The sequence below is a fragment of the Acinetobacter sp. AOR41_HL genome (assembly GCF_027854645.1).
Lineage (GTDB): Bacteria > Pseudomonadota > Gammaproteobacteria > Pseudomonadales > Moraxellaceae > Acinetobacter > Acinetobacter nosocomialis.
This window is the reverse complement of sequence record NZ_JAKTHZ010000020.1, coordinates 1-24,916: the sequence shown is the minus strand read 5'-3', so window position 1 is coordinate 24,916 and position 24,916 is coordinate 1. Positions and strand designations below refer to the sequence as shown.

The 24,916-nt window shown below is 38.2% G+C and carries 23 protein-coding genes, 1 tRNA gene and 2 pseudogenes; 12 read left to right on the top strand and 14 right to left on the bottom strand.

The genetic code is table 11. The annotated features are described in order from the left end of the window. Positions 1-127 precede the first annotated feature (127 nt). The 3 genes and pseudogenes from MKL35_RS07505 to MKL35_RS07495 form a co-directional block, all read right to left on the bottom strand. Positions 128-1,214 (bottom strand): annotated as a pseudogene (locus tag MKL35_RS07505) (DUF6670 family protein). 17 nt (positions 1,215-1,231) lie between these two features. Next, positions 1,232-2,065: a CDP-diacylglycerol--serine O-phosphatidyltransferase gene (gene pssA, locus MKL35_RS07500; protein WP_002050746.1), complete on the bottom strand. Its 834-nt coding sequence runs from the start codon at positions 2,063-2,065 to the stop codon at positions 1,232-1,234. Positions 2,066-2,106: 41 nt separating this feature from the next. Continuing rightward, a complete protein-coding gene (locus MKL35_RS07495; protein WP_004711861.1) occupies positions 2,107-2,964 on the bottom strand; it encodes a 23S rRNA (adenine(2030)-N(6))-methyltransferase RlmJ in 858 nt (285 codons plus the stop codon). Positions 2,965-3,081: 117 nt separating this feature from the next. Here MKL35_RS07495 and MKL35_RS07490 point away from each other — a divergent pair, with 117 nt between their 5' ends. Both MKL35_RS07490 and MKL35_RS07485 read left to right on the top strand, forming a co-directional pair. Next, complete coding sequence (locus MKL35_RS07490; RefSeq protein ID WP_032012179.1) at positions 3,082-3,690, top strand: 2OG-Fe(II) oxygenase; 609 nt, start codon at positions 3,082-3,084, stop codon at positions 3,688-3,690. Positions 3,691-3,754: 64 nt separating this feature from the next. Then, complete coding sequence (locus MKL35_RS07485; RefSeq protein WP_002050748.1) at positions 3,755-4,282, top strand: hypothetical protein; 528 nt, start codon at positions 3,755-3,757, stop codon at positions 4,280-4,282. A 50-nt stretch (positions 4,283-4,332) separates the two neighbouring features. Here MKL35_RS07485 and MKL35_RS07480 read toward each other — a convergent pair whose 3' ends face one another. The 4 genes from MKL35_RS07480 to MKL35_RS07465 all read right to left on the bottom strand — a co-directional run bounded on the left by MKL35_RS07480 (position 4,333) and on the right by MKL35_RS07465 (position 8,603). Beyond that, a complete protein-coding gene (locus MKL35_RS07480; RefSeq protein ID WP_004711858.1) occupies positions 4,333-4,578 on the bottom strand; it encodes a DUF2789 family protein in 246 nt (81 codons plus the stop codon). Positions 4,579-4,741: 163 nt separating this feature from the next. Continuing rightward, positions 4,742-5,728: a malate dehydrogenase gene (locus MKL35_RS07475; protein WP_002050778.1), complete on the bottom strand. Its 987-nt coding sequence runs from the start codon at positions 5,726-5,728 to the stop codon at positions 4,742-4,744. A 211-nt stretch (positions 5,729-5,939) separates the two neighbouring features. Further along, the gene (locus MKL35_RS07470; protein WP_004711857.1) at positions 5,940-6,602 is read right to left on the bottom strand and encodes a ribonuclease T2 family protein; all 663 of its coding nucleotides are present in this window, start codon (positions 6,600-6,602) and stop codon (positions 5,940-5,942) included. A gap of 57 nt (positions 6,603-6,659) precedes the next feature. Beyond that, complete coding sequence (locus MKL35_RS07465) at positions 6,660-8,603, bottom strand: lytic transglycosylase domain-containing protein (protein WP_032012178.1); 1,944 nt, start codon at positions 8,601-8,603, stop codon at positions 6,660-6,662. 287 nt (positions 8,604-8,890) lie between these two features. Here MKL35_RS07465 and miaB point away from each other — a divergent pair, with 287 nt between their 5' ends. The 3 genes from miaB to ybeY are packed head-to-tail and all read left to right on the top strand — an operon-like array spanning position 8,891 to position 11,954. Beyond that, positions 8,891-10,342, top strand: a complete 1,452-nt coding sequence (gene miaB, locus MKL35_RS07460; RefSeq protein WP_002050781.1) for a tRNA (N6-isopentenyl adenosine(37)-C2)-methylthiotransferase MiaB — start codon at positions 8,891-8,893, stop codon at positions 10,340-10,342. A gap of 37 nt (positions 10,343-10,379) precedes the next feature. Further along, the gene (locus MKL35_RS07455; RefSeq protein WP_270913256.1) at positions 10,380-11,468 is read left to right on the top strand and encodes a PhoH family protein; all 1,089 of its coding nucleotides are present in this window, start codon (positions 10,380-10,382) and stop codon (positions 11,466-11,468) included. 9 nt (positions 11,469-11,477) lie between these two features. Then, positions 11,478-11,954 (top strand): rRNA maturation RNase YbeY, encoded by a 477-nt coding sequence (ybeY, locus tag MKL35_RS07450; protein WP_032012177.1) that lies wholly within the window; start codon positions 11,478-11,480, stop codon positions 11,952-11,954. An 88-nt stretch (positions 11,955-12,042) separates the two neighbouring features. Here ybeY and MKL35_RS07445 read toward each other — a convergent pair whose 3' ends face one another. Further along, positions 12,043-12,927: an energy transducer TonB gene (locus MKL35_RS07445; RefSeq protein WP_032012175.1), complete on the bottom strand. Its 885-nt coding sequence runs from the start codon at positions 12,925-12,927 to the stop codon at positions 12,043-12,045. A 233-nt stretch (positions 12,928-13,160) separates the two neighbouring features. On the opposite strand from MKL35_RS07445, the gene MKL35_RS07440 reads away from it, so the two are divergent. The 3 genes from MKL35_RS07440 (at position 13,161) to MKL35_RS07430 (ending at position 15,350) form a co-directional block, all read left to right on the top strand. Continuing rightward, on the top strand, positions 13,161-13,832 hold the full coding sequence (locus MKL35_RS07440; protein ID WP_022576134.1) for a hypothetical protein: 672 nt from the start codon (positions 13,161-13,163) through the stop codon (positions 13,830-13,832). Positions 13,833-13,989: 157 nt separating this feature from the next. Continuing rightward, positions 13,990-14,703, top strand: coding sequence for a DUF3108 domain-containing protein (locus MKL35_RS07435; RefSeq protein ID WP_032012174.1), 714 nt, complete (start codon positions 13,990-13,992; stop codon positions 14,701-14,703). Between the two features lie 71 nt (positions 14,704-14,774). Further along, positions 14,775-15,350: a xanthine phosphoribosyltransferase gene (locus MKL35_RS07430; RefSeq protein ID WP_002050789.1), complete on the top strand. Its 576-nt coding sequence runs from the start codon at positions 14,775-14,777 to the stop codon at positions 15,348-15,350. A 54-nt stretch (positions 15,351-15,404) separates the two neighbouring features. Here MKL35_RS07430 and wrbA read toward each other — a convergent pair whose 3' ends face one another. Further along, positions 15,405-16,007: an NAD(P)H:quinone oxidoreductase gene (gene wrbA / locus MKL35_RS07425; protein ID WP_068791442.1), complete on the bottom strand. Its 603-nt coding sequence runs from the start codon at positions 16,005-16,007 to the stop codon at positions 15,405-15,407. 280 nt (positions 16,008-16,287) lie between these two features. Here wrbA and MKL35_RS07420 point away from each other — a divergent pair, with 280 nt between their 5' ends. Then, positions 16,288-17,535 carry a YihY family inner membrane protein gene (locus tag MKL35_RS07420; RefSeq protein ID WP_002050751.1) on the top strand — a complete coding sequence of 416 codons (1,248 nt, stop codon included), beginning with the start codon at positions 16,288-16,290 and terminating at the stop codon, positions 17,533-17,535. Positions 17,536-17,555: 20 nt separating this feature from the next. Here MKL35_RS07420 and MKL35_RS07415 read toward each other — a convergent pair whose 3' ends face one another. Continuing rightward, positions 17,556-18,470 carry a DMT family transporter gene (locus tag MKL35_RS07415; protein WP_006582613.1) on the bottom strand — a complete coding sequence of 305 codons (915 nt, stop codon included), beginning with the start codon at positions 18,468-18,470 and terminating at the stop codon, positions 17,556-17,558. Between the two features lie 105 nt (positions 18,471-18,575). On the opposite strand from MKL35_RS07415, the gene MKL35_RS07410 reads away from it, so the two are divergent. Beyond that, the gene (locus MKL35_RS07410) at positions 18,576-19,370 is read left to right on the top strand and encodes an AraC family transcriptional regulator (protein ID WP_006582612.1); all 795 of its coding nucleotides are present in this window, start codon (positions 18,576-18,578) and stop codon (positions 19,368-19,370) included. A gap of 75 nt (positions 19,371-19,445) precedes the next feature. On the opposite strand, the gene MKL35_RS07405 is transcribed toward MKL35_RS07410, so the two are convergent. After that, entirely contained in the window at positions 19,446-20,087 is a 642-nt protein-coding gene (locus MKL35_RS07405; RefSeq protein WP_032012172.1) for a fumarylacetoacetate hydrolase family protein, read from the bottom strand. Between the two features lie 39 nt (positions 20,088-20,126). Next, on the bottom strand, positions 20,127-20,624 hold the full coding sequence (locus MKL35_RS07400) for a YcxB family protein (RefSeq protein ID WP_004711841.1): 498 nt from the start codon (positions 20,622-20,624) through the stop codon (positions 20,127-20,129). A gap of 223 nt (positions 20,625-20,847) precedes the next feature. On the opposite strand from MKL35_RS07400, the gene MKL35_RS07395 reads away from it, so the two are divergent. Continuing rightward, on the top strand, positions 20,848-21,540 hold the full coding sequence (locus MKL35_RS07395; RefSeq protein ID WP_004711840.1) for a nitroreductase family protein: 693 nt from the start codon (positions 20,848-20,850) through the stop codon (positions 21,538-21,540). A gap of 117 nt (positions 21,541-21,657) precedes the next feature. On the opposite strand, the gene MKL35_RS07390 is transcribed toward MKL35_RS07395, so the two are convergent. Further along, positions 21,658-21,734 (bottom strand) — tRNA-Arg (locus MKL35_RS07390). Positions 21,735-22,326: 592 nt separating this feature from the next. Here MKL35_RS07390 and MKL35_RS07385 point away from each other — a divergent pair. Continuing rightward, positions 22,327-23,736 (top strand): annotated as a pseudogene (locus tag MKL35_RS07385) (hypothetical protein); the annotation flags it as partial. An 18-nt stretch (positions 23,737-23,754) separates the two neighbouring features. Here MKL35_RS07385 and MKL35_RS07380 read toward each other — a convergent pair. Beyond that, positions 23,755-24,845, bottom strand: a protein-coding gene (locus tag MKL35_RS07380; protein ID WP_208728222.1) for an IS4 family transposase whose coding sequence is annotated in 2 segments (ribosomal slippage) — positions 23,755-24,305 and positions 24,305-24,845 — 1,092 coding nt in all. Because the reading frame shifts where the segments join, the coding sequence is not laid out codon by codon here. Between the last annotated feature and the right edge of the window lie 71 nt (positions 24,846-24,916).

The following is a 24,916-nucleotide window of genomic DNA, read 5'->3' as shown; positions in this document are numbered from 1 at the left end:
AATCTCAAGTAACTGTTTTTCAACAAGTTTCTATCTGCATCACCGCCGATGGATGTGCATTATAGACCATCCAAATCCCTTTGCAATACCTTTTTTAATATTAGTGCAACGACAGTTCGCTTTTTGATCAAAAATGATAAAAATATTCATTTTTTATATAAACACGGTTGTAAAAGCATCAATTTATCTAGGATTTTCTCATCTTGATTCTTCTCTTGCCATCTTAATGGACGGCAATCGATATATTCACAATATCCACCTTCTCCTTGAAGGCATTGATCATTCCAACTTAGCTGATAACGGAAACTTCCAATATATCCAGCAGCGAATCCAAATTTGTAATCACCACGACTTTCTGCATAGAGTTCGAAAATTACTTTTCCATTTTTTTTACACTGCCAAGAAAACTCTCGAGGTAAATACATTTCACGTCCATGTGGTGTTTCAACCTTTGGATAAACCCGATGGATATGGAAATTAACATCTTCCGTAAATGTGACAGCAGGCTTTCCTAGCTCTTGAATATCTAAACGTGAAAACAGAATAATATTCCATTGATTTCTTATTTGAGAAAGTGTGATTTGTGTTGTTTCATTTAAATTAATAATCTGGCAGGTATAAAAACATAAAGATAAGAAAGGTAAATGCAAGGCCCGAGCATGTTTAAAACGTCCTAATCCATTGACTTCATATTTCTGCCCTTTATATAAAATCTCTCCTTCACAATGACATAAAACAGACCAGTAGTCAGATATTCCCCACTGTAGTGCTGAAGAATTGGAAATATCAGAAGGTGTTTGGACAACTAAGTCACAACTCATTTCAGAATCTGTTCGTCTAAGCTGAACTCTTGGAATTTGCCATTCAATAAGATCTGTTTTATCAAATTGGTAACTATTAGGAGTAAGTTGACATTGTCTTCGGATAGAATAGGTTTTTAAGTGACTTACACTGTGTAGGCTGTTACTCACCAGTACTGTTGCTGTATCAATTGCTGAAGTCACAATACTGTTTGCGTTATAGCAAAGTGGAATTCTAGGCTGCCCGATTAGACTAATATAATTAAAATAACGAAGTGGGGCCGGTAAATTTGGAAGGATTAAGCCTTGATAGACAACTTTAAAGAAGCCTCTAGCGGGTTGATAAACAACACCCTCATTTGAGTTGAGGCTCAGTTGCTGTAATTGATTTATTGGACTCATCAACTTAGGCATACTGAACCTCATCTAATTTATGTTTTGATAGTCTCGTTATTTTTTTTTGCTAAAAGTGTGGTAACAAAACCTGATAGAGCATAGATGATTGAAACAATCAGAATACCCATTGGGATATTATAAGTGATTGCTGCAAAAATCAGTACTACCGGCAACATAACTACAAAAGGAACACGTTTGCGGTCCATTTGCTTAAATGAATAATATTTAATATTGGAAATCATAAGTAAACCAACAACAACCATGATTACCGCATTAATGACCTGAATCGCAATATCACGTAAATCGAAAATAAACGGATAATCACGAGCCACCCATACAAGCGAAATAATGATAATTGCAGCTAATGGACTTGCAATACCAATAAAATAGCGTTTATCAACTACTCCAATTTGAACATTAAAACGCGCCAAACGGAATGCTGCACAAGCCGTATAAACAAAACAGCATGCTAAGCCGATGCGACCTAAATCATGGAGACTCCAGCTATACATCAGCATTGCTGGCGCCACACCAAATGCTAACAAATCAGATAAAGAATCATATTGCTCACCAAAAGCACTTTGAGCACCAATAGCTCGGGCAACACGTCCATCTAATCCATCGAACAAAGCAGCAAGAAAAATGGCATAGATCGCTTGTGTAAATTCGCCATTCATACTTGCAATAATGGAATAGAAACCAGACAACAAAGCGGCTGTCGTGATTAAGTTAGGCCAAAGATAAATACCTCGGCGCTTCACTTTTTGTCCTTCCGGATTATCTTCTTCTTCAACCACTTCGAACGTAATCCCATCAAAAGAATGTTCATTATGAGTTAAATCTTGCTCTGGTTTAGGCGCATTTGTCATTATTTTCTATTCCAAACATGTGCATTGATTTAGATTAATTATTACTCACCCACTAACCAGCGAACAGCAGCGTGACCACCTGTTTCTTGCATACGTAAGTGAGGAAATAACCATTGTAGGGCTTGGTCTGCTTGCTCAGAGAACTGCCAAGGTGGGTTAATTACCAATAAACCACAACCATTCAGACCTACAGGTGTGTCATCTGGCCATACACAAATTTCACAAATTAATTGACGGCGAATTCCAGTTTTGAACATTTTCTTTTCAAAACGTTCAATCATTGCGCGGTCTTTGATTGGATACCAAACTGCAAAGACACCTGTTGGCCATTTCTTATAAGCGCTTTGCAAGAGCTCAACCAATTGTGGAAAGTCTTTACGTTCTAATTCGTAAGGCGGGTCAATCATAACCAGACCGCGCTTTTCTTTCGGTGGAATTACACCGAGCAGACCTTCATATGCATCACGCTCATGTAAACCTGCACGTTTATCGCGAATGTTATGACGTAATTGCTGAAAAACATCGCGCTGCATTTCAAATATAGTCGCTTTGTCGATTTCACGCATACCTTGCAAAGCAAACCAAGGAGAACCCGGATAGCTACCTTTACCTTCTTCAGTACGTAATTCTTCTACGAGTTTTAAGTATTGCTGGATTGCTTCAGGAGCTTGACGCTTTTCCATTTCAGAAAGCTGTACAAGACGATGAATACCCGTTAGGAATTCTCCTGACTTTTGTGCAGGTGCTTGAGATAGATCATATTTTCCTGCACCTCCATGCGTATCGATATAACGATAAGGTTTATCTTTAGCATTTAAACGGTTGAGAAGCTGTAGCAAAAGCACATGCTTCATAACATCTGCAAAGTTGCCCGCATGGAAATGGTGACGGTAATTCATGTTGACTTTAATTCCTCAATTCAACGAATAGTTTAACATGAAAAAAATATTCTTTCGTAAGGTTGTGATCATCTAAAATAAGGCTGCTTGATTTTCTTACGATCGATATGAGGTTATATGCGCTCTCGACCACTTCCTGACAGTTGGAATCTGAACCAGATTTTAGATGACTTAAATGCACATGGTTTTGCAATTGTAAACCATGCCTATTCTACTGAGTATCTTGCTCAAGTTGCCACAGAATGTAGTCATCACTTTGATGAGTTCCGTGAAGCAGGGATTCAAAATGGTGTAGTGAGTACTATTCGAAGCGATCATATTTTATGGATTAATGAGTCACTTCCTATTGCCGAACAACATGTCGAAACCCTAACTTCATTTTGCCAACATCTAAATCAAGCTTTCTTTTTAGGAATTAAAGAGGTTGAAGCGCATTTTGCCTGTTATAACGCAGGTGAATTTTATGCATTACATCGAGATAATCCTCAACAAAAAAATGATCGTATTATTTCTACTGTTTATTATTTACATCCTGAATGGCAGGATGATTGGGGAGGACAATTACGCTTGCAGGACAAAAATGATATTTGGCACATTATTACGCCAGAACCTAATCGCCTAGTTATTTTCCAAAGTAATTTGCTTCATGAAGTTTTAGTTTCTAAACAGCAGCGTTTATCAATTACAGCTTGGCTTCGTAGTGGAAACTCGATTTGGGTTAGATAAGTGCTCTTTAAATTTCTTAAATAAACCCGATATAAGAGCTATTGATTAAAAAGGGCGAAGGCGTATGTCTATTGAAACAAAAATGATTGTGAGCAGAATTGGTGAAACAGACCAACTCTATTTAACTGAGAATACGCCCGAACTTGCTTTGGAACGTGCAGATTTACGTATGCAGCTCGTTGTATTAAGCCGTGTTCGTCAAGAGCAAATTCATTTTTTGCAAGAAGCTATTGTTTTGCTTGAGCAAGCTCGTATGGAATACGATGAAATGCCGATGCGTTTGTATTTGAATTTATCTCTTCATTTAGCTAAAGCGTATATGATTTATTTTGAGCTAAATAAAGAAAAACGCTTTGCGCTCATTGCACAGCAAATTTTAAAGCCCTTAGCTCACCATCACCATAGTGATATATACTTTTTCTTGGCTTATGCTTCGGCAGCGCAGGAAAAACCAGCTCTTACCCGACATTGGCTTACAAAATATTTATCAACTGCTCAATGTGATCTTGAGTTGGTTCATGAACATCCGGTATTTCATCCAATACGCCATGAGCCATGGTATAAAGAATTATTAAAATTCAAAACCCACTAAAGTGTGAATTTTAAAAGGCCTGTTATTTATAAACAGGCCTTTTTATTTGGTTATTTTTTTACACTATCTTCGTGTAGCTGCTCATTAAGTTCATCAATGACGACAATCCACTCATCATCTTTTTCCCAATGGCTTTTTAGGAAATCACTTTGACCTTGGGACCAAAAAGATGCTTCATGTAACTTCTGCTCAGCGGGTAACTGATGCGTTTTTATAAAATTTTCAATACTCGCGTCATCAGCATCCAAACCCAATTGCTCGAATAAAAGTTGTAATGTCGGTTGCTGTTCAAACATTGTTATTCTCCCATGGCTTCTTTTCAATAATCTAGCAACAATAGATGTTAGTTGTATATCTAGGTCTATATTTTCTTGTTGTTTTTTGTGTGTTCTTATTAAATTTCAAATATAAAAAAGCACCCTACAAGAGAGTGCTTTTCCAATTCATTTAACTAATGAATTATTTTAGCATGTCAGCAATTGCTGCACGTTCTTCTTCAAGCTCATTTAGAGTGAAGTTAATACGCTCACGGCTGAATTCATCGATTTCTAAACCTTGAACGATTTTGTATTCACCGTTTTCAGTTGTTACAGGGAAACCGAACATAACGCCTTCAGGAATACCATAAGAACCATCAGATGGAATACCCATAGTTACCCATTTGCCATTTGTACCAAGTGCCCAATCACGCATATGGTCGATTGCAGCATTAGCAGCAGAAGCAGCAGAAGACAAACCACGCGCTTCGATAATCGCAGCACCACGTTTACCAACAGTTGGAAGGAATACGTCTTTGTTCCAAGCTGGATCGTTGATCTTGTCTTTTAAGCTTTCACCATTTGCAGTAGCAAAACGGTAGTCAGCATACATTGTTGGAGAGTGGTTACCCCAAACTGTTAATTTTTCGATGTCAGCAACTGCAACACCAGCTTTTTGAGCAACTTGAGTCAATGCACGGTTGTGGTCAAGACGTAACATTGCTGTGAAGTTTTTCGCTGGAAGATCTGGAGCAGATTTCATTGCGATGTAAGCGTTTGTATTTGCAGGGTTACCTACAACTAATACTTTAACGTCACGGCTAGCAACTTCGTTTAATGCTTGACCTTGGCCAATAAAGATTTCACCGTTAACTTTTAACAAGTCAGCACGTTCCATACCAGGACCACGTGGGCGAGAACCAACTAATAATGCATAGTCAGCATCTTTAAATGCAACTTTAGGATCATCAGTCCCGATCATGCCAGCCAATAAAGGGAAAGCACAGTCATCAAGTTCCATCATTACGCCTTTAAGCGCTTGTTGTGCTTTTTCAACTGGAACTTCAAGCAATTGTAAAATAACAGGTTGATCTTTACCTAACATTTCACCGCTTGCGATACGGAATAATAAGCTGTAACCAATTTGACCTGCAGCGCCAGTCACGGCAACACGAACGGGTTGCTTCATGTAATTGTCTCCAATGAGTGTCCTTAATCGGGCTAAATAGCGATTCTACTTAACCAAATCATCATAAACGGCAAAGATTGTACTCTAAAGAAGTTGCAGATGCATGTAAAAGCGACTCATTTTCACCAAAAGTCTGATAGAAAATACAAATTAACCTTTACAAATAGATTCAATGTATGGTGAGCATTTTTCTGTGAAATGGTAGCTACTCTTAATAGCTACCTTTAATTGTAATTTCACTTGGGCAATTAGAGACTACATGATTTGAACATTGCTTATATTGGCCATTTACTGTGTAGCAAACTTTAACTTCAGTAAGCACAACATCGGAACGTGAAAGTTGACAGGAAAAACGAATGCCATTTTGTGGCAAACTCGGGTTAAGCTTTGTAAATTGTTGACGTAATGTAGATTGTTGCATTTCTACATTACTAGAACTGGTTAAATTGGCAGGTATTTTTAATCGTTCAGCGAAGTTAATAATTGTACGGAAATACTGACTGGCGTTCATAGGTACACAGCCACCAACACTCTTCCAAAGTTGCACACGAGCGTTGTTGTCTGGCATCACTCGAGCAACGACTTTAGCTTGCAAGGGCGAAAGGGTGGCAGAACTTTCAGTTGAACAGTCCGTTCTAGTTGTTTCAGGCATTAAACCCGTAATTGTGAGTGAGTACCCTTCAAGACATTTACGCTGTTTCTGTTTAGAAGGATCTAGCGAACAGACAGCAGGCGTCATCTGAACATGCATGACATAACCTTGCACGTTTACAGGTTCCGCATGTAAAACAGAACTCATCAATCCAATGCTTGCACAGATGAGCCACCATGCAAGTTGCGATATTGGATGAAGTCCTAGATATCTATATTTCATTTAATTAAAACTTGGTTATGCCAATTAAAAGAATGTTCCATCATTCATCATCTAAAATTAAGGTGATGATCGCATTGGAATGACTTTCATACGCTGTATTAGCGACTGAGCGCCTTGCCCCAACACCACTCCATAATGGGTCGCATTTGTCATGACATGCTTGACATAATCTCTAGTCTCAAGCAATGGAATGGTTTCTGTATATTGATCAGCTTCAATCGGTTGGTAATCGGGTTGCCAACGTCTTGCACGATTTGGGCCAGCATTATAGCCTGCTGTCGCTAAAACAGGGTTATTGCTTAACTGCCCTTGAATCATTGATAAATAAAATGTTCCATAACGAATATTGGTATTCATTTCACTTAACGCCGCCGGATTATATGTCTCCCCCATCTGACGAGCAATCAACTTTGCTGTATCAGGCATAATTTGCATAAGGCCACCAGCTCCTACATGAGAACGTGCCGAGGTAACAAACCGACTTTCTTGACGCATTAAACCATAAGCCCACGCAGGATCAATTCCAGCATTGTAACTATGACTTACGACATTAGTCTTATGCGGAGTCACATAACGATACGTATCATTATGTTTATTCGTTGTACGATCTGCTGCGTAAATTGCACGATCATACCATCCCATATCGTGAGCACGTTTTGCCGCAGCCAATAATAATCCATCGTCATGCTGAAGATATGCCTGACGGACTGCCCAGTTCCATTCACGGTTGGTATACGTTGGATTTGCGTTAATACGTCTTAAAGTAAATGCACGATTAAAGTGAATATTTTGATCTAGACGGCGTAAATCGCTTGCAGTCGGCTCGTCGTTATATGGCTGATGGTTATAACGTACACCTAAACGGTCTTTTGCAAGAAGATTGTGATAATCATCCCCACTTTCAGCTAATTTTTTATAAATACGCTGTGCTGTGTTTTTAGAGTTACTATCGCCACGTTGTTCTGTCGCACGGGCTAACCAATATTGCCAGCGATCTTCTTGTTTCTGGGAAACTGACATGCTATCAATCGCACGAATTAAACTTTCCCATGCGCTAAAGCGAATAGCTTGTCGTGCATAAATTTCAGCTTCTTCAGGACTTAGCGGATAACCATAGCTGGCATCAAAATATTGAAGTACTTCACGGTTAAAGTTATTTTTCATCACCGTCGTGCCACCGATATAAGCCACGGTTCGATAGAGATACTTTTGCACGCTCTCTGGAGTACCTTGCGCTACACGCTGTACATTTGCAAAAGCATTACCTAAATCATTATTCGCTAAACGGCCTAATGCGAAAATCAAATAGGCATAATCTACATCGTTGGTCTTTGGAGCGGTCCATAAATAATTAAGAGGATTCGCCTGAATCTGGTTGAGCTGAGCCAAAGAAAGATTCATTCCAAGACTTTGAGCAGTTGCAAGAGCTTGTCCTGATAAGCCTGAACGTAGCTGTACCCACAGACGCTGTTGCTTATCTTGGGTACTCATTAATGGACTGGTAAGCATCATACGGCCTAGCCCAACACAAGAGTCTGGTTGTGACTCAGTGGCTAACCAGACATCTTTATATTCTGCAAACACCAATGCATCACCACTTTTAGCTCGTACCTGTGCCAAAGCACAATTTTCGGCTGGGTCAGGGTTAGAGACATAAGGTAACAATGGCTGTGCAGATACAAAATCAGCTTGTTTAACTTTTTCTTCAACATAATCCGCTGCAAGCTTCTCTGCCATAGCAGATTGTGGATAGCGCTGGGCAAAACTTACAATTGATGCTGGAGATTGAAATCCTAAGTTACTGTTTAACTTCCAGTATTCAGGATAATAGCCCAACACATCATTTTGCATTGCAGCCTGATATTGATCTAATAAAGCAGTATTACCACTATTGGCGGCATTTAATGCATCGTTAAATTGTTCTTCTGCGGCATAAGACAATGAACAACCAAGTAAACACACAGCTCCTAACCAGCTACGATGTGCATATTTATTTTTCATCACACGACTCTTGTTTGATGAGCTCTTTTTACCTGGTCTCATAAATGTGCTAAACCCTGACTATCCACCTTTAGGCATAGTTTAATTATTCTTCGTACATTCTTTTGTTGTGTTATGTAACTATCTGATTCGACATCATTAAAATTTATGTCATTTGTCTTCATAAATCATGTGCAGCTTATGGCAGTTTATTGTTATCTGTCTGGCTCAAATACTGCTATAATCATCGGTTTGACCCGTTTTGGGTCATTTTATTATTTATCTAGATCGATCTGTTAGGAGCCTACATGACGGTTCAAACCTTCATTCCCAATGGTGCCAAAGCTGCCTCAGAAAACACTGTTACCCAGCCAACGCACACCACTGATGTTTCAATAAAGAAATTATATATTGAAACTCAAGGGTGTCAGATGAATGAGTATGACAGTCACCGTATGGCAGACCTTTTAGGGGATTCTCACGGTTATGTTTTAACAACTAACCCTAATGAAGCAGACATTCTGCTCATGAATACGTGTTCTATCCGTGAAAAAGCACAAGAGAAAGTATTTAGTGAATTAGGGCGCTGGCGTAAGTTAAAAGAACAAAATCCTGATCTTGTGATTGGTGTAGGTGGTTGTGTTGCATCTCAAGAAGGTGACAACATTCAAAAACGTGCGCCATATGTCGACATGATTTTTGGCCCACAAACCTTACACCGTTTACCACAAATGCTTGACCAACATCACGCACAAGTGGAAAAGCCGAAAAAAGAAAAAATTAAGCTCGTTGATATTTCATTCCCTGATATTGAAAAGTTCGACTTTTTACCTGAACCACGCGTAGAAGGTTTCAAAGCATTCGTTTCTATTATGGAAGGTTGCTCTAAATACTGCTCTTTCTGTGTGGTTCCATATACTCGTGGTGAAGAGGTTTCTCGTCCACTTGATGATGTGCTTGCAGAAATCGCGGGTCTTGCTGAAAAAGGCGTTCGTGAAATCAGCCTACTTGGTCAAAATGTAAACGGATATCGTGGTGAAACATTCGAAGGTGGCATTTGTACTTTCCCTGAATTGTTACGACTCGTTGCAGAAATTCCTGGAATTGGCCGTTTACGTTATACAACTTCACACCCACTTGAGTTCTCTGATGAACTTATCCAGTGTTATGAAGATTTACCTCAAATGGTTTCACATTTACATTTGCCTGTACAAAGTGGATCTAACGATGTACTTAAAGCAATGAAGCGAAATCACACCATTGATGTATACATCGACAAGATTGCCAAGTTACGTAAAATACGCCCGGATATGCATTTATCGAGCGATTTTATTATTGGTTTCCCAGGAGAAACTGACGAAAACTTTGCAGAAACATTGCAATTTATCAAAGATTTAGACTTCGATCACTCTTATAGCTTTGTTTACTCAAAACGCCCTGGCACACCAGCATCTGACTTACCAGATACAACTCCTGAACATGTTAAAAAAGAACGTTTAGCACAAGTTCAACAAGTCATTAAGCAATCTAGTATTGAAAAAACTGATGCAATGCTTGGCAAAATTGAACGTGTACTTATCGAGAAAGTGTCTGATCAAGACCCTAATATTTTAGTAGGTACAGCAGACAATACTCGCTTAGTAACTTTTGTAGGTGATGCTTCTTGGGTTGGCCGTTTTGCCGAGATCGAGATTACTGAAATTAAAACTTTAAATTTAGTTTACGGTGAACTCTTGAATCTTGAGCCTGACGTGGCGTAATGTAGAGGTATTCTAAAGTCTACTGAAAGGTTTTCTCTTGACTGCAGCGATTCGACGTACCGTAACATTTCCTGAAATTTCAATGGAACGTTTAAAGAGCACCTTGGGTGCCTATAATGGGCACCTTAAGCAAATCGAACAGCGTTTAGATGTCAAAATTACTCATCGTGGAGATGTTTTTCACATAGATGGTGAGATAGATGCTGTTGGGAGAGCCGAAGCATTATTGCAACGACTCTACGAAGAAACTGAAGAGTCTCAGCAAATCAGTGCTGATCTATTACATCTCTTGATTCAATCTTCACAAACTGAACGTAATTTCGAGTTAGTTGGTGAAGAGATGGAAGAGCATGATGCGCCAATGGATGTCTATTTCCAGACTCGAAAAGGTCGCATTAATCCACGTGGTGCCAATCAAAAACGCTATGTACAACGTATTTTACAAAGCGATATTTCTTTTGGTGTAGGCCCTGCTGGTACAGGTAAGACTTATTTAGCAGTTGCCGCCGCAGTCGACATGTTAGAGCGTAATGAAATCCAGCGGATTTTACTTGTTCGCCCTGCAGTAGAAGCAGGAGAAAAGCTCGGTTTCTTACCTGGTGATCTCACCCAGAAAATTGATCCATACCTACGTCCTCTTTACGATGCGCTTTACGAAATGCTTGGCTTTGAAAAAGTTGCCAAGTTAATCGAGCGTCAAGTGATTGAAGTGGCACCTCTTGCTTATATGCGTGGCCGTACACTTAACCATTCATTTGTAATTTTGGATGAAGCGCAAAACACTACGCCTGAACAAATGAAAATGTTCTTGACCCGTTTAGGTTTTGGCTCTCGTGCAGTGATTACAGGTGACATTACTCAAGTAGATTTACCTCGAGGCCAACAATCTGGTTTGGCACACGCCCTTCGTGTACTTGAGAACATTAAAGAAATTCATATTACCCGTTTCCATTCTCGCGACGTTGTACGTCATCAACTTGTTCAAAAAATTGTTGAAGCGTATGAAGGTTGGGATGGTGAACAACAGCGTCTTAATGCTGAAGCACGCGCTGAACGTAAAGCACGCCAAGAAGCATTAGTCGCTGAAAACGATACAGCAGCAGACCTGCAACATCAGGATGCCTAAGGATTCACTTTGAAAATCAGTTTAAGTTTACAACAAGACTTTCAATCCCCTGAGTTAGAGCTCAAACGAGCTCAACTCAAAAAAATTATTGAGACAACTTTACGCCACGTTGGCTACAAAGAAGACTGTGAAATTGGTGTTGCCTGTGTTGATCTGGAAGAAAGCCATCAACTTAACTTGCAATATCGTGAGAAAGATAAACCCACCAATGTTCTCTCGTTTCCAAGCGACATTCCCGAAGAAGTCCTACCAGTGCTTGATGCATTACCACTAGGTGATTTGGTGATTTGTATTCCAGTTGTATTACAGGAAGCTCTGGAACAAAAGAAAACTGCCCAAAATCATTTTGCACATCTTTTAGTACATGGTGTTCTGCACTTACTCGGCTATGACCATGAAATAAGTGATGAAGATGCAGAAGAAATGGAAGGTTTAGAGATCGAAATTTTAGCTAAACTCAATATTGCTAATCCTTATCAGGAATAATCAATTTCTCTCAAACCATTAAGAACGCAAATAGCTTCTTAATTGATTTTAAAATGTGGATATCCTAAAAGTTATCCACATTTTTTCATTAATGAACTTCAAACTCGGCTTCAGCTGGATCAAAACGCCAAGTACGTACAATACGTAGCTCGGAAATATCCTTCATATTTGTATCAAAACGACCAAACGGCGCTCCACGACGTACTGATGCCTTTGCTGCCTCATCTAAAACTGGATGCCCTGAACTTTCAAGTAAACGGATTGCACGAATTCCCCCTTGAGCATTTAAAATTACCATAAGGCGGACTTCCCCTTTTAGCTGTTGCTGCTTGGCTTCTTCTGGATAATAGCGGTTACCGTAAAGCTCTACTTTTTCACGGAATTTATCTAGATAAGCTGCTGAGGCATCTTTCTTGGCTTGAATACCATCTACTGTTTTTATTTTTTGTTGGCGGCTGAAATCTTGCTGACGTTGCAAATATTGAGCTTCAAGGCTCGCGACCATTGCGGCTTTTGCTTGAAATTGGCTCTGTAACTGTTCAAGTGCTTTTTTCCTTTGGCTCTCCTCTGCTTGTTTCTGCCAACTCAACACAGTCATTAATACTTTTTCTTCAAATTTAAGTTCTCTTTGTTGCCGCACTTTTTCCAAAGTGTCTAACTGAGCTTCGCCAGTTGAAGCATCAGTCGGCATAGGCGTCGGAGAATTACTGGACATTCGATGAGCCGCTCGAAAAGTTCCCGAACCCTGCTGGTCTGCTTGAGCTAAAAAGTCTGCATGCTTAACGATCTCTTCTGTAGGACGAACCGATATCGCAATTTCTTTAGTCGATTGTTCTGATGGTGCAGGCATCGCAAAATGGATGAGCAGCACAAAAGTATGCAATAAGATTGCGAGTATTATCGCGACAATAAAGACTCGGTCTTGCCACCAATAATGAAAAGGCTCTATAGAAAGACTTCTTTTTTTCAACATAATCTTAAAAGCATATAAATGCCTTTTCCCCAGAGTATTAATAACCGAACAAAATACAAACTGATATTCAAATATGGATAAAAGTGTGATTCACTTCAAATATAGGTTTTTATCCATTTTCATTTTGTGAAAATGTATCAATTAAATTTGTTACACTGCAATATCAAAACCTGTTTTTAACATAATAAAGAGTGTGTTGTTTCTTTAATAATTCATCTTCTGGAAGTTCTTTTATGCAAACGCTATTTTCCTCATTAGTCAAACGTCTTCATAAAGTCTACCGAAAAGCTGAAGCCTTCATTGAGGAAGAAAGAGATTTTACATTGTCGCAAACTTTTTTAAATGCGACCTTAGAACGTTACGTGACTAATAATGTCGAGTTTTTAGATGATCTACATGCAGACCTTTATCATGACTGGTTAAGGCTATATGCCACAATGCATGTTAAAGGTTTAGAGACAACTTTATCTGTCGACTTAAAATTGATACAGATGGAATTCAACAAAGAACAGCAACTTATTGTATTTGAACAAATTAGTAATACACAAATTGTAGAAGCTAAATATAAAAATTTCTGGCAAAAAATTGCTGTAAAAGCTGCTATTTTTTACTATCACAAAATTCTAAAAAAAGATCCATTGGGCATGATTTTAGAGCGTTTTAACGTAGCCCAAGAAAAAGACGACCTTATCTTTCTAGACCTAAATCGTTGGTTCGGTAAAAAAGCCAGCATTATTGAAACCTTAGGAAAAGTGCATATCAACTATGCTCGAGTACGCGAAGCAGAATTAGTCGTCTTTGGTAACGTCAATCTTGCCGCGTTACTTTTCCGAGACCAAGAAGATGACTTTGAAGATGATCTTGAAGACACTGAAATTACGCCAATACAGCAAAAAGATGCATAACAACTGTATGAACCAAAGTAATTCACTGTTAAAAAACACAAAGAGATTACATATTTAGCATAAATCCTGATTTTTTCTCCATGATCAACAGGCATAATATGCAAAAGTCATAGATGCATCAGCACTGACCTTTCAGTCTGTACAAGGATATTTACTTATGGCAACAAAATTTCTGAAATCATTCAGCATCGCAACTGGTATTTCGACAACTTTGCTTATTGCAAGTTTCTCTAGCCATGCACTTGCCATGAGCCCATTTCAGGCAAATTATCAGTTTACCTATAATAATAAAGGCATGGGTTCAGCAACACGCGCACTTAGTCAACAAGGCAATAACTGGACTTATCTATTCACTGCAAAAGCAGGCGGTATTGCTTCTGCGAGTGAAACAAGTAAATTTAGTTTTACAAATGGCAAAATCGGATCACAAAGCTTTAGCCGTACCAGTAAAATTTTAATTCATAACAATACTATGAATATTAATTTTAACCCTGGCAATAAGACAATTAGCACCAAGAAAGATGATAAAGCACGAACATTTGCTTGGCAGCCGGGCGTACTTGACGAGCTAAATGCTGAATTGCAAGTGCGTGAAGATTTAAAAAATGGTTCACTTAAGTCTTCGTACCCTCTTGCCGATGCAAAAGAAGTTGAAAACCGCCGTTTTGTAAAACAAGGCAGCGAAAAAATTAAAACTTCTTATGGCACTTTTGATACTGTAAAAGTTGTCTTAGAACATGGCCGACCAGATCGTAGTACGATTTTCTGGCTAGCGCCTAAATTAGACTACTTACCAGTTAAGGTAAGTCATATTGATGGCAAAACATCTTATGGTTTGTTATTAACAAGTTATAGCGGTAAAACGAATTAAAGCTTGCATTTTTTCGGATGCTTTTTAAAATACGCATTTGCTTTAAAAGCATCCGTCTAGAGGATTCTCCCGTGCACGCACTAGAACAGAAAATCTTAACAGAAGGTATCGTTCTATCTGATCAAGTGTTGAAAGTCGACGCTTTCTTAAATCACCAAATTGACCCTGTCCTCATGCAGCAGATTGGTAAAGAATTTGCCGCTCGCTTCAAAGATGCAGGGATTACCAAGATTATTACCATTGAAGCTTCAGGTATTGCGCCAGCAATCATGGCAGGTTTAGAACTTGGTGTACCTGTGATTTTTGCTCGTAAATATCAATCGCTGACTTTGAAAGACGATTTATATCGCGCCAAAGTGTTTAGTTTTACTAAACAAACAGAAAGTACTATTGCTATTTCAAATAAACACATCAACTCAAGCGATAAAGCTTTAGTAATTGATGACTTTTTGGCAAATGGTCAAGCTGCACTCGGTTTGATTGACTTAATTCACCAAGCAAACGCAGAGGTTGTAGGTGTTGGTATTGTGATTGAGAAATCATTCCAACCTGGCCGTGATTTATTGCTTGAGAAAGGTTACCGCGTTGAATCATTAGCACGTGTTAAATCACTTACTGATGGCACAGTAACTTTTGTTAAAGAATAAAATTGTTTCAATAAAAAAAGAGCGGACTTTCGCTCTTTTTTTATTTTTATAAAACTATAGGCAAAGCTTTTTTACCACTTCACCTAAACGTCTACCTTGTGCTTCACATAAAAGCTTTTCATCTTGGCTTAAACTTTGGTCATGTCTAGGACCACTCACATGGCTTGCACCATAAGGAGTTCCGCCAGTTTTCGTATTCGACAACGCAGGAATAGAATTTGGCAAACCTAAAATCATCATGCCGTGATGAAATAATGGAGGTAACATCGTCAACAAAGTACTTTCTTGTCCACCATGCATTGAACCAGAAGAAGTAAAAACGCATGCCGGTTTATCATGCAAAGCACCATTTAACCAAAGACTTGTGGTCTGATCCCAAAAATACTTCATTTCGCTCGCCATATTACCAAAGCGGGTTGGAGACCCTAGAGCCAAGCCTGCACAATTGGCTAAATCCTCTAAAGTACAATAAATATCGCCTTCTTCGGGAATGCTCGGTTCAACCTTAGTTACAACTGTTGCAATATTGGGTACTGTTCGTATTTTTACGCTGATACCTACAGATTCAACACCATTCGCAATAAGATGCGCCATTTCTTTAGTAGAACCATATTTACTGTAATAAAGCACAAGAATGTAAGGTTGCATCGGTTTCATGAATTTTGTTAAAAAGAACACTATACGGTATTTTTTATTTTTTTGGCTTAGCCAATTTTATGAAATTTTAAAGGTGATTGATTTTTAAAGGCAACCGTAACAAATATTTGTAAAAGCTTTTTACTACCTTTTGTTACCATGATACATAGGGAACTTTCAGAATACTTTTTTATTCTTTAGGTTAAAGTTTTCCTCACACCAACCATAGTGTTCTCAACCGAATACACCGGTGAATATCAATCACCCACATCATGATTAAAAAAATCGGGATAGATGACGCATGTTAGAACGTTTTTTGAAGAGACTTCCTTTTTATAACAAGACCTGGTTTCAATTTATTTTATTCGTAATTAAGCGTTTCGAAGCTGATCGTTGCCGGGAACAGGCAGGCTCTCTCACCTACACAACTCTTTTTGCCGTTGTGCCGATGCTAACGGTATTTTTGGTTATTATTTCTTCAATTAAAGCGTTAGAACCAGCCAGACAACAGTTACAGCACTTAATTTATAGTAATTTTTTACCTAAAAGCACAATTGCATTTGATAAAGCACTTAATGCTTTTACTGAAAAATCTAGCAATTTAACTGTAATTGGCGTGTTATTTCTATTTGTCACCACAGTTTTAATGCTGACCACAATTGAAACTGTTTTTAATCGTATATGGCGAGTAAAAGAAACCCGTAGCGGCATTGTTGGCTTTATGCGTTATTGGACCATTATCTCACTTGGTCCGATTATTTTAGGCAGTGCATTTGTTATTTCATCAACTGTTGCATCTATGAACTTATTGAGTAATAACTTCACGGGCTATCAACTTGATGGTGCATTCTTGCTCTGGCTTATTTCTTTTGTTCTTACTGTTCTAGGTTTTTTCATTTTATATTGGACTATTCCCAACCGCACAGTCCCTCTATTTTCAGCAGCAATTGCCGCCTGTTTAAGTGCTGTACTGTTTGAAATACTCAAAAATTTATTTAGCTTTGTGATGTCAAACTTTACCAGTTATGAAATCATATATGGCGCATTTGCAGCAGTACCTATTTTCCTATTATGGGTCTTCTTATCTTGGAATATTGTGTTGCTCGGTGTCGAGGTGAGTTTTGCGCTTACTGCTTTTCATTCGGGTAAAGAACAAAAAAGACATCCCGTACTCATGCTACTTGATATTTTAGAATTATTTTATAAAAAGCAAAAACTTGGCGAAAGTGTAAGTGATAAAGAAGCATTGGCAATTTTAGGCCGTGGTGAGATTGGCCGTTGGCCCGCTTATGTTGTTTTGCTTGAAGAGCAAAATTTAGTGAAACGTACAGATAAAGATGAATATGTTTTAGTGCGTAATTTATCTCAAGTCGATTTTTGGAGCTTCTTTACTGCATTGCCTTATCCACTTCCTTTACGTCCGGATGTATTAAATGTACATGATGATGATGAATGGATGGAAAGAATTGGCCCTGCTTTAGTAGAATCAAATGACTATTTAGCTGCGAAACTCTCAATTCCACTTTCAACAATTTTTGAAGAGAAATAATATTCAACTCATAACAGGGCTTAACCTTTGTTTGGTTGGCCCTGCTTTAGACTCATCACAACTATTCCAGATAGCACTAAAATACTTCCAAAAATAAATTTAATTTCTAATTTTTCATTTAACAACAAAACACTAAACAGCACACCAAATAGTGGCGTCAGAAAAGAGAAAACTCCTAATCGTGAAGCTAAATAATTTCTGAGTAGCCAAAACCATAATAGTAAACTTGCAAAAGATACAATTAAAGTTTGAAAGCTTAAGCTTAGAATTGTTAAAGCTGTTAAGTGAATAGTTGTTTGACCTGTCAAAAAAGCGATTGAGATTAATAAAATAAAACAACCCGTTAATTGATAAAATAAAGTTTGAGTTGCTGGTGCTTGGGCTAAAGAAGATAAACGAACGATAATGGTACTCAGTGCCCATGCAAGTCCAGCCATAAGTGCATATAAATCACCTAATAAAACTTGCGCTATAGCTGGTGCATTTATAGCTGTGGTCGTAGGGTAAAATGTAATAATAATTCCCATAAAAGCTAGAGCAATACCTCCCCATTGCGCTCTGTTCAAGCGTTCAGTAGGAAATCTCCAATGTAATCCTAAGGCGACAAAAATTGGAGCGGTATAGAGTAAAACTACAGTGTGAGAAGTCGAAGTAAACTTTAAAGCTTCGGTAACGAAATAAAACTCTAATGAAAAAAATAAAGCGACAAGAGCACCAGCTTTACATTGCTGATAAGAAAACAGATGAATCGAATGATCACGCCACAATAAAGGTAGAACTAGAACTGCAGATAAACCAGAGCGTAAAGCAATTTGCATAATCGGTGAAATATCTGGTGCTGCTATTTTCAGAACCACCTGTTGCAGCCCTAAGACCATACATAAAAGCACCATTAAAGCCGAGGCTCTGGCATCCAGATTTTTGCGCTCTTCCATATAGCACCTTTCTTTATAGCGAAAAATCTGACTATAGAACTGTCTTATTTACATGATATAGTGAAAAACAGACAACACATAAGCAATTTCAGGCAATTTTCAAAGATGAAAAAATCAGCTCAACGTGTGCAAGATTTTCAGGAAATTCCTGCTCATAACGCCATCCCTGATTTGCTTTGGTTTCGTGTCCGCAATGCACCCGCAGAAACGATTTATCCTCAACATGCGCATGCATGGGGTGAGTTTATTTATGCGTTTAGTGGTGTACTCGAAGTTAATATTGATCAAATTAATTATTTAACTCCGCCTCCTTATGGGATTTGGTTACCGCCTTATACCAAACATAGCGGAATTAACCGCAATCAAGTGACTCATGCAACTTTATATGTTCATGAAAGTCTGTGCCAAAAGTTACCGCAAAAGGCAGGTATATTATTAACCTCCCCGCTTGTGCCTGCTTTACTTGATCACTTAAGGCAAAATCCCCAAGATGAAACCCGGGTCGAATATATACGCCTACTCCAAGTTTTATTAGATCAACTCATACAGGCTGAATTAGTGGGTAGTTATTTACCTACAACAAATCATCCAGCTTTAGCAAAAATTCTAAATGATTTACACCAATGCCCTGCCGATAACAGCACCTTGCAAGAACTTGCTGAACGGAACAATATGACCGAAAGAACGTTAGCTCGTTACAGTCAAAAAGAGTTAGGAATGTCTTTACATGAGTGGAGACAAAGACTAAAAGTCATGAAAGCGATGACTATGCTCAATCAAGGTAAAACCATAGAAAGTATTGCTTTTGATTTAGGCTACGCCAGTGCATCAGCATTTATATATATGTTTAAACGTTGGATGGGCTTTACACCAGACCAGTTCCGAAAGCTCTATCAATAAATTAATGTTGGGTATAATAAAAAACCCTATTATTGGTTCAATAATAGGGTTCAAAACTTAGTGAGATAAATCAAATTATGCTTTCACAAAGGTTTCCCAAATAAAATCCTGAGTCGCACCTTTCAAAGTCATTTTTAGCTGATCACCAGCATGTAATGGTCCTACACCCGCTGGCGTGCCAGTCATAATGACATCGCCCGGTTCAAGTGCGAACACCTGATTAATATCTGTTAATAGATTAGCTATATTAAACATGAGTAAGGCGGTATTACCATCTTGACGCAGTTCATCATTAATATGAAAAGTAAATTTAGTTTCTTCCCAATTCGTAATTTCACTTACATCTACCCAGTCCGCAAGTACGCATGAGCCATCAAATGCTTTTGCTCTTTCCCAAGGTTGACCTTTATCTTTTAATTCATTTTGTAAGTCACGTAATGTCAAATCCAACCCTAAAGTCACTGCACCAATAGCTTGTAGTACTTTTTGCGGATCGGTTTCTCCTTTTAGTGGCTGATCAATACGTAAAACAAACTCACATTCGAAATGACAGCTACCCCAAGCAGGATTCCACGAAATACCTTCATCTAAACCAATCAAACTACTTGGCGGCTTGATAAACAATACTGGTCGTCCCGGCATTGCATTGTTCAGCTCTTTTACATGATCAGCATAACTTCTGCCCACACAAACGATTTTTGAAGGACGTGTTTTCATGAGGCTTCCTTTATTGTTGCGGCTAATAATTCCAATAACTTACTTCTTGAATGTATTTTCAAATATAGTTTGATCTGAAGCTTGAGCAAAGGCACGTTTCGGTACAATAATGACCGTTTTATTTTTTAACTCAAGCATATAAGTTAGTTTACCTTTGGCAAAAGTCTGCACATCACCATACTGTACAACTTGTTTACGGCCAGCGGCATAAAGCTCAAAGTAATCTTGGTATAAATCGATCCCCTGCTCGCTCTTACCAAATTGATAACGAACAAATTGACGTTTAAACATCATAGGTAAAAGCCAATAGCGCATTAAACCTTGCATAATCAGGAAAAAAATACCCAAAGCAACATAGTAGCGACCAACGCCTGATAAGCCTAAATAAAAACCCCAAATAACAATTGCAATACTAATAACAGGGGTTAAAAAACGTGTGAATTGTTTCTTTCCGAATGTCACCAAGCCAAACCCGTCTTGAGACTCTTCTAAATTTAAATAATAACGTAAAGATAAAGCGCTTTTTTGCTCGGTCATCACTATGTATCAATATTGAATAAATCGAAACTATTAGAGCATATTCATCTACGCTTTAAAATGAATCAAAAGTGATTTTTTATTTTTGCTCGAACTATAAAGCCTTCACTCATACAAGCTGCTTACTCGTTTCATATATAGAACGTAGATTCATATTTTTAAGGCTTATTCCATATCTTTAAATTTATAAAATACTTCTATTGTCTCTTTAGTGGAATACGTCATGTCTTTCTTTGCAAAACTATTTGGCTTAAATCAAAAAACGACAGCTCAAGAAGATGTGGCTTTAAAAGCCGCTCAAGAGCTAGAATCTTCAAATGAAACTTCTTTTATAGAACTCATTAAAAATCGCCGCTCTATTTATGCAATTGGAAATAACTTAAGCCAATCAAATGATGAAATTGAAAAGTTAATTCAAGAAGCAATCAGACACAGCCCTTCTGCTTTTAACTCTCAATCATCTCGCGCTGTCATTTTATTTGGACAATCACATCATAAATTCTGGGATACAGTTCTTGAAGTTTTAAAAAGTATTGTTCCAGCTGAAGCTGTATCTGGAACAGAACAAAAAATTCAAAGTTTTGCTGCTGGTGCAGGCACAGTTTTGTTTTATGAAGATCAGAACGTGGTTAAAGGTTTACAAGAACAGTTTGCAGCTTATGCTGATAATTTCCCGATCTGGTCAGAGCATTCAACAGCAATCGCACAATTTGCGGTCTGGAACATTTTAACCGAACAAGGTATTGGCGCTTCATTGCAACACTACAACCCAATTATTGATGAAAAAATTAATGTTTTATTTAATATTCCATCTGAATGGAAGCTAAGAGCTCAGTTAGTTTTTGGTTCTATTGAAGCTAAAGCTGGTGAAAAAACCTTTATTGATGATGAAAGTCGTTTTAAAACATTCGGATAATAGTTTTTTTGAATTTAGAACTTTTTAAAGCTGGTCGCCATGTGCACCAGCTTTTTTATTAGAATCCATATAAAATATGGCACAAAAAAACCGCTATATAGCGGTTAATTCTTCAAGTGGTGCGCTCAGAGAGATTCGAACTCCCGACCCCTTAGTTCGTAGCCAAGTGCTCTATCCAGCTGAGCTATGAGCGCGTACTTGATGGAGGGCATTATACGCAGTTTTTTCATTTTAGAAAGACCTTTTTCATCTTTTTGTCATCAAGCGTCTAGTTCTTAGCCATAATAAAATACCTCAGCAACATAGCTGTCCAAAAAAGGATTGTTTGCCCATAAAATGTATTTGAAATATTTTTTTGCAATTAAAGTTTTCTGTCTTCATCTATCCAATTTGGGCATTTTGGCCAAATTGACAGAAATAAAAGCCTAGCTTTTTAGTCAGGATTATATAAATAATATATTTCTACTTATGCAAAAGTATTTTTATAAATAAAATTATTTAGCATTAATAATTATAAAAAATAATAATAAAATGAGAGAAACATACATTCATCTTCAAACTATATATTATAAAAAAAATTATTATTTTTATGTCTAAATCAGAATGAATAACTAATTGTCAAAATATTATAAGTATCAAATTATTTGAGTAGAAATATGCATTGACACTTTTTGAGATCTACCCAATACTAAATTTTAATTATTGAGAAACATATCTCAATAATTGCCTAACGCAATAAATAAATACTTACTTAAAAATACATAAATATACAGGAAATAGACCATCATGTTCTTACTGAAAAATCTCGTATCTTCGATAACAAAAGTTACTCAGGACCTGGGTAATGTTGTATCGGTGAATCCTGTTGTAAACACAGGTTCTCCTGTTAATGTAAACGTTTCTGACATAAATATTGCTAATGGAAATGTTTCAACATCAGGCTTACTCTCTAATGTACTTTCAACTGTAACCAATACAGTCTCGCATGCTACAACAGGATTAGTTTCTGATGTAGTGGGTACCGTAACTGGTACTGCAGGCTCAACAAACCCATTAGGAACCATAACCAATGTGGTAGGTGGTTTAACTGGTGGCGTGACTGGCGGTAGCCCTGTTGGTGGATTAACCAACGTTATTGGTGGTGTAACTGGCGCTATCGGCGGTGTAACGGGAGGTGCTACTGGTAGCAATCCTGTTGGTACCGTGACCGATATTATTGGCGGTGTCACTGGTGGTGTAGTCGGAGGCGGAACTTCTCCACTGGCACCAGTTGTTAACGTCGTACAAAGCGGTATTGACGTGCTCCAAGGTGTCGAAAGTCTAAAAACCAGCATTATTAATACAGGCATTAATACTGTTGCGGACACTGTAGTTGGCGTACTTCCTCAAACTGAACATCCTGTTACTGATATTGCTCACCTCGGTACATTAACTTTTGAAACTTCTCGCGATACTGTAAATGGTGCTTTAGAAACAGTTTCTCATTTAGTAGGTGGTGACATCCAAGGAGCTACCCAATCTGCAACAGGTATTCTTGGAACACTTGTTCATAACGGTTCAACTGCAACTGGTATTTTAACTGACATTCTTGGTGGTGTAACTGGTGCTATCGGTGGTGTAACTGGTGGCACTACTGGTGGTAACCCGCTTGGTACTGTGACTGATATCATCGGTGGTGTGACAGGTGCTATTGGCGGTGTAACTGGTGGCGCTACTGGTGGCAACCCGCTTGGTACTGTAACTGACATTATTGGTGGGGTAACTGGTGCTATCGGCGGTGTAACTGGTGGCGCTACTGGTGGCAACCCACTTGGTACTGTAACTGACATTATTGGTGGGGTAACTGGTGCTATCGGCGGTGTAACTGGTGGCGCTACTGGTGGCAACCCGCTTGGTACTGTAACTGACATTATTGGTGGTGTGACGGGCGCTATCGGTGGTGTAACTGGTGGTACTACTGGCGGTAACCCGCTTGGTACTGTGACTGACATTATCGGTGGAGTAACTGGTGCCATCGGCGGTGTTACTGGTGGCGCTACTGGCGGTAACCCGCTTGGTACTGTGACTGACATCATCGGTGGTGTGACGGGCGGGATTATTGGTGGTGGTGCATCTCCTATTTCCCCAGTTGTTGATGCCGTTCAAAGTGGTATTGATGTTCTTCAAGGTGTGGAAAGTTTAAAAACTAGCATTATTCTCTGTACACGACAAATTTCATAGAGCCCTTGTCCTATCAGGCTTTTTCTTTCTTAAAATTGCGAGCACTTTCTTAAATTCTTCTTTTTTTCCAAAACCAATCAAACGTAGAATAGCCATTTGAACATAGTCCAAACCGTAGCGAAATAAACTTACTGAAAGTCGTCCATGCTTCTTTATTTTTATCGCTTTTTTTCGATCATGTTGCCATTCACCTGTTAAATAGCACCAACAGAAACCGATCGCTAGCACTGCTATCAATTTCTTGACTCGTCTAGGGTCTGTTAAACGAGTATTTTCAAGATTGAATCCACGTCCTTTGAGACAACTAAATAAGGTTTCGATTTCCCAGCGTAATGCATAATCACCAATAGCAGAAGCATTAAACATAGGAGAAACAACAAGTAAAAGTTCTCCATCTTCTAATCGTAACGCACTAATATACAGTTTCACTCGACCAACCCAAATACGTCGTTTACGACATTCAGTTTGACCAACTTGAAGATGACGAAATAAATCACTAATTTTATGACTCTTGGCTAAGTGATTGGTCACAATAAAGTTTTTTTAACACGTATACAGAAGTTAATGTCATTTTCAATTAACCATATAAACCATTTCTCACCGATAAATTCTCTGTCTGCAAACACATTCACAATACGATCTTTACCAAAAATGGAGATAAAGCGTTGAATCAAAGCAATACGCTCTTTTGTATCTGAATTTCCACGTTTATTGAGCAATGTCCAAACAATAGGTATCGCTATTCCACGATAGACGATGGCTAACATCAAGATATTGATATCTCGTTTTCCCCATTTCCAATTGGTTCTATCCAAAGTTAATTGGACTTTATCGAATGAAAATATATTGAAAATTAACTGAGAAATTTGACGATAATCGAAATACTGATCTGCAAAGAAGCGTTGTATACGTCGATAAAATGATTGTGGTAAGCACTTGATGGGTAAGGCTTTAGATGCAGAAGAAAGATTACATGTCTGTTTTACAATTAATGCAAGCATAATCAGTGTAAAACATTTTACACGTGACTTGTTCCACTTTAGATATTTGTTTAAGATGAGATGTAACTCATTGAAATGTGTCATCATATTCATCGTCAGAAAACAAGTATTATGCCATTATTTCAATGAGTTGTCTTTTTTTGTCGTGTACAAAG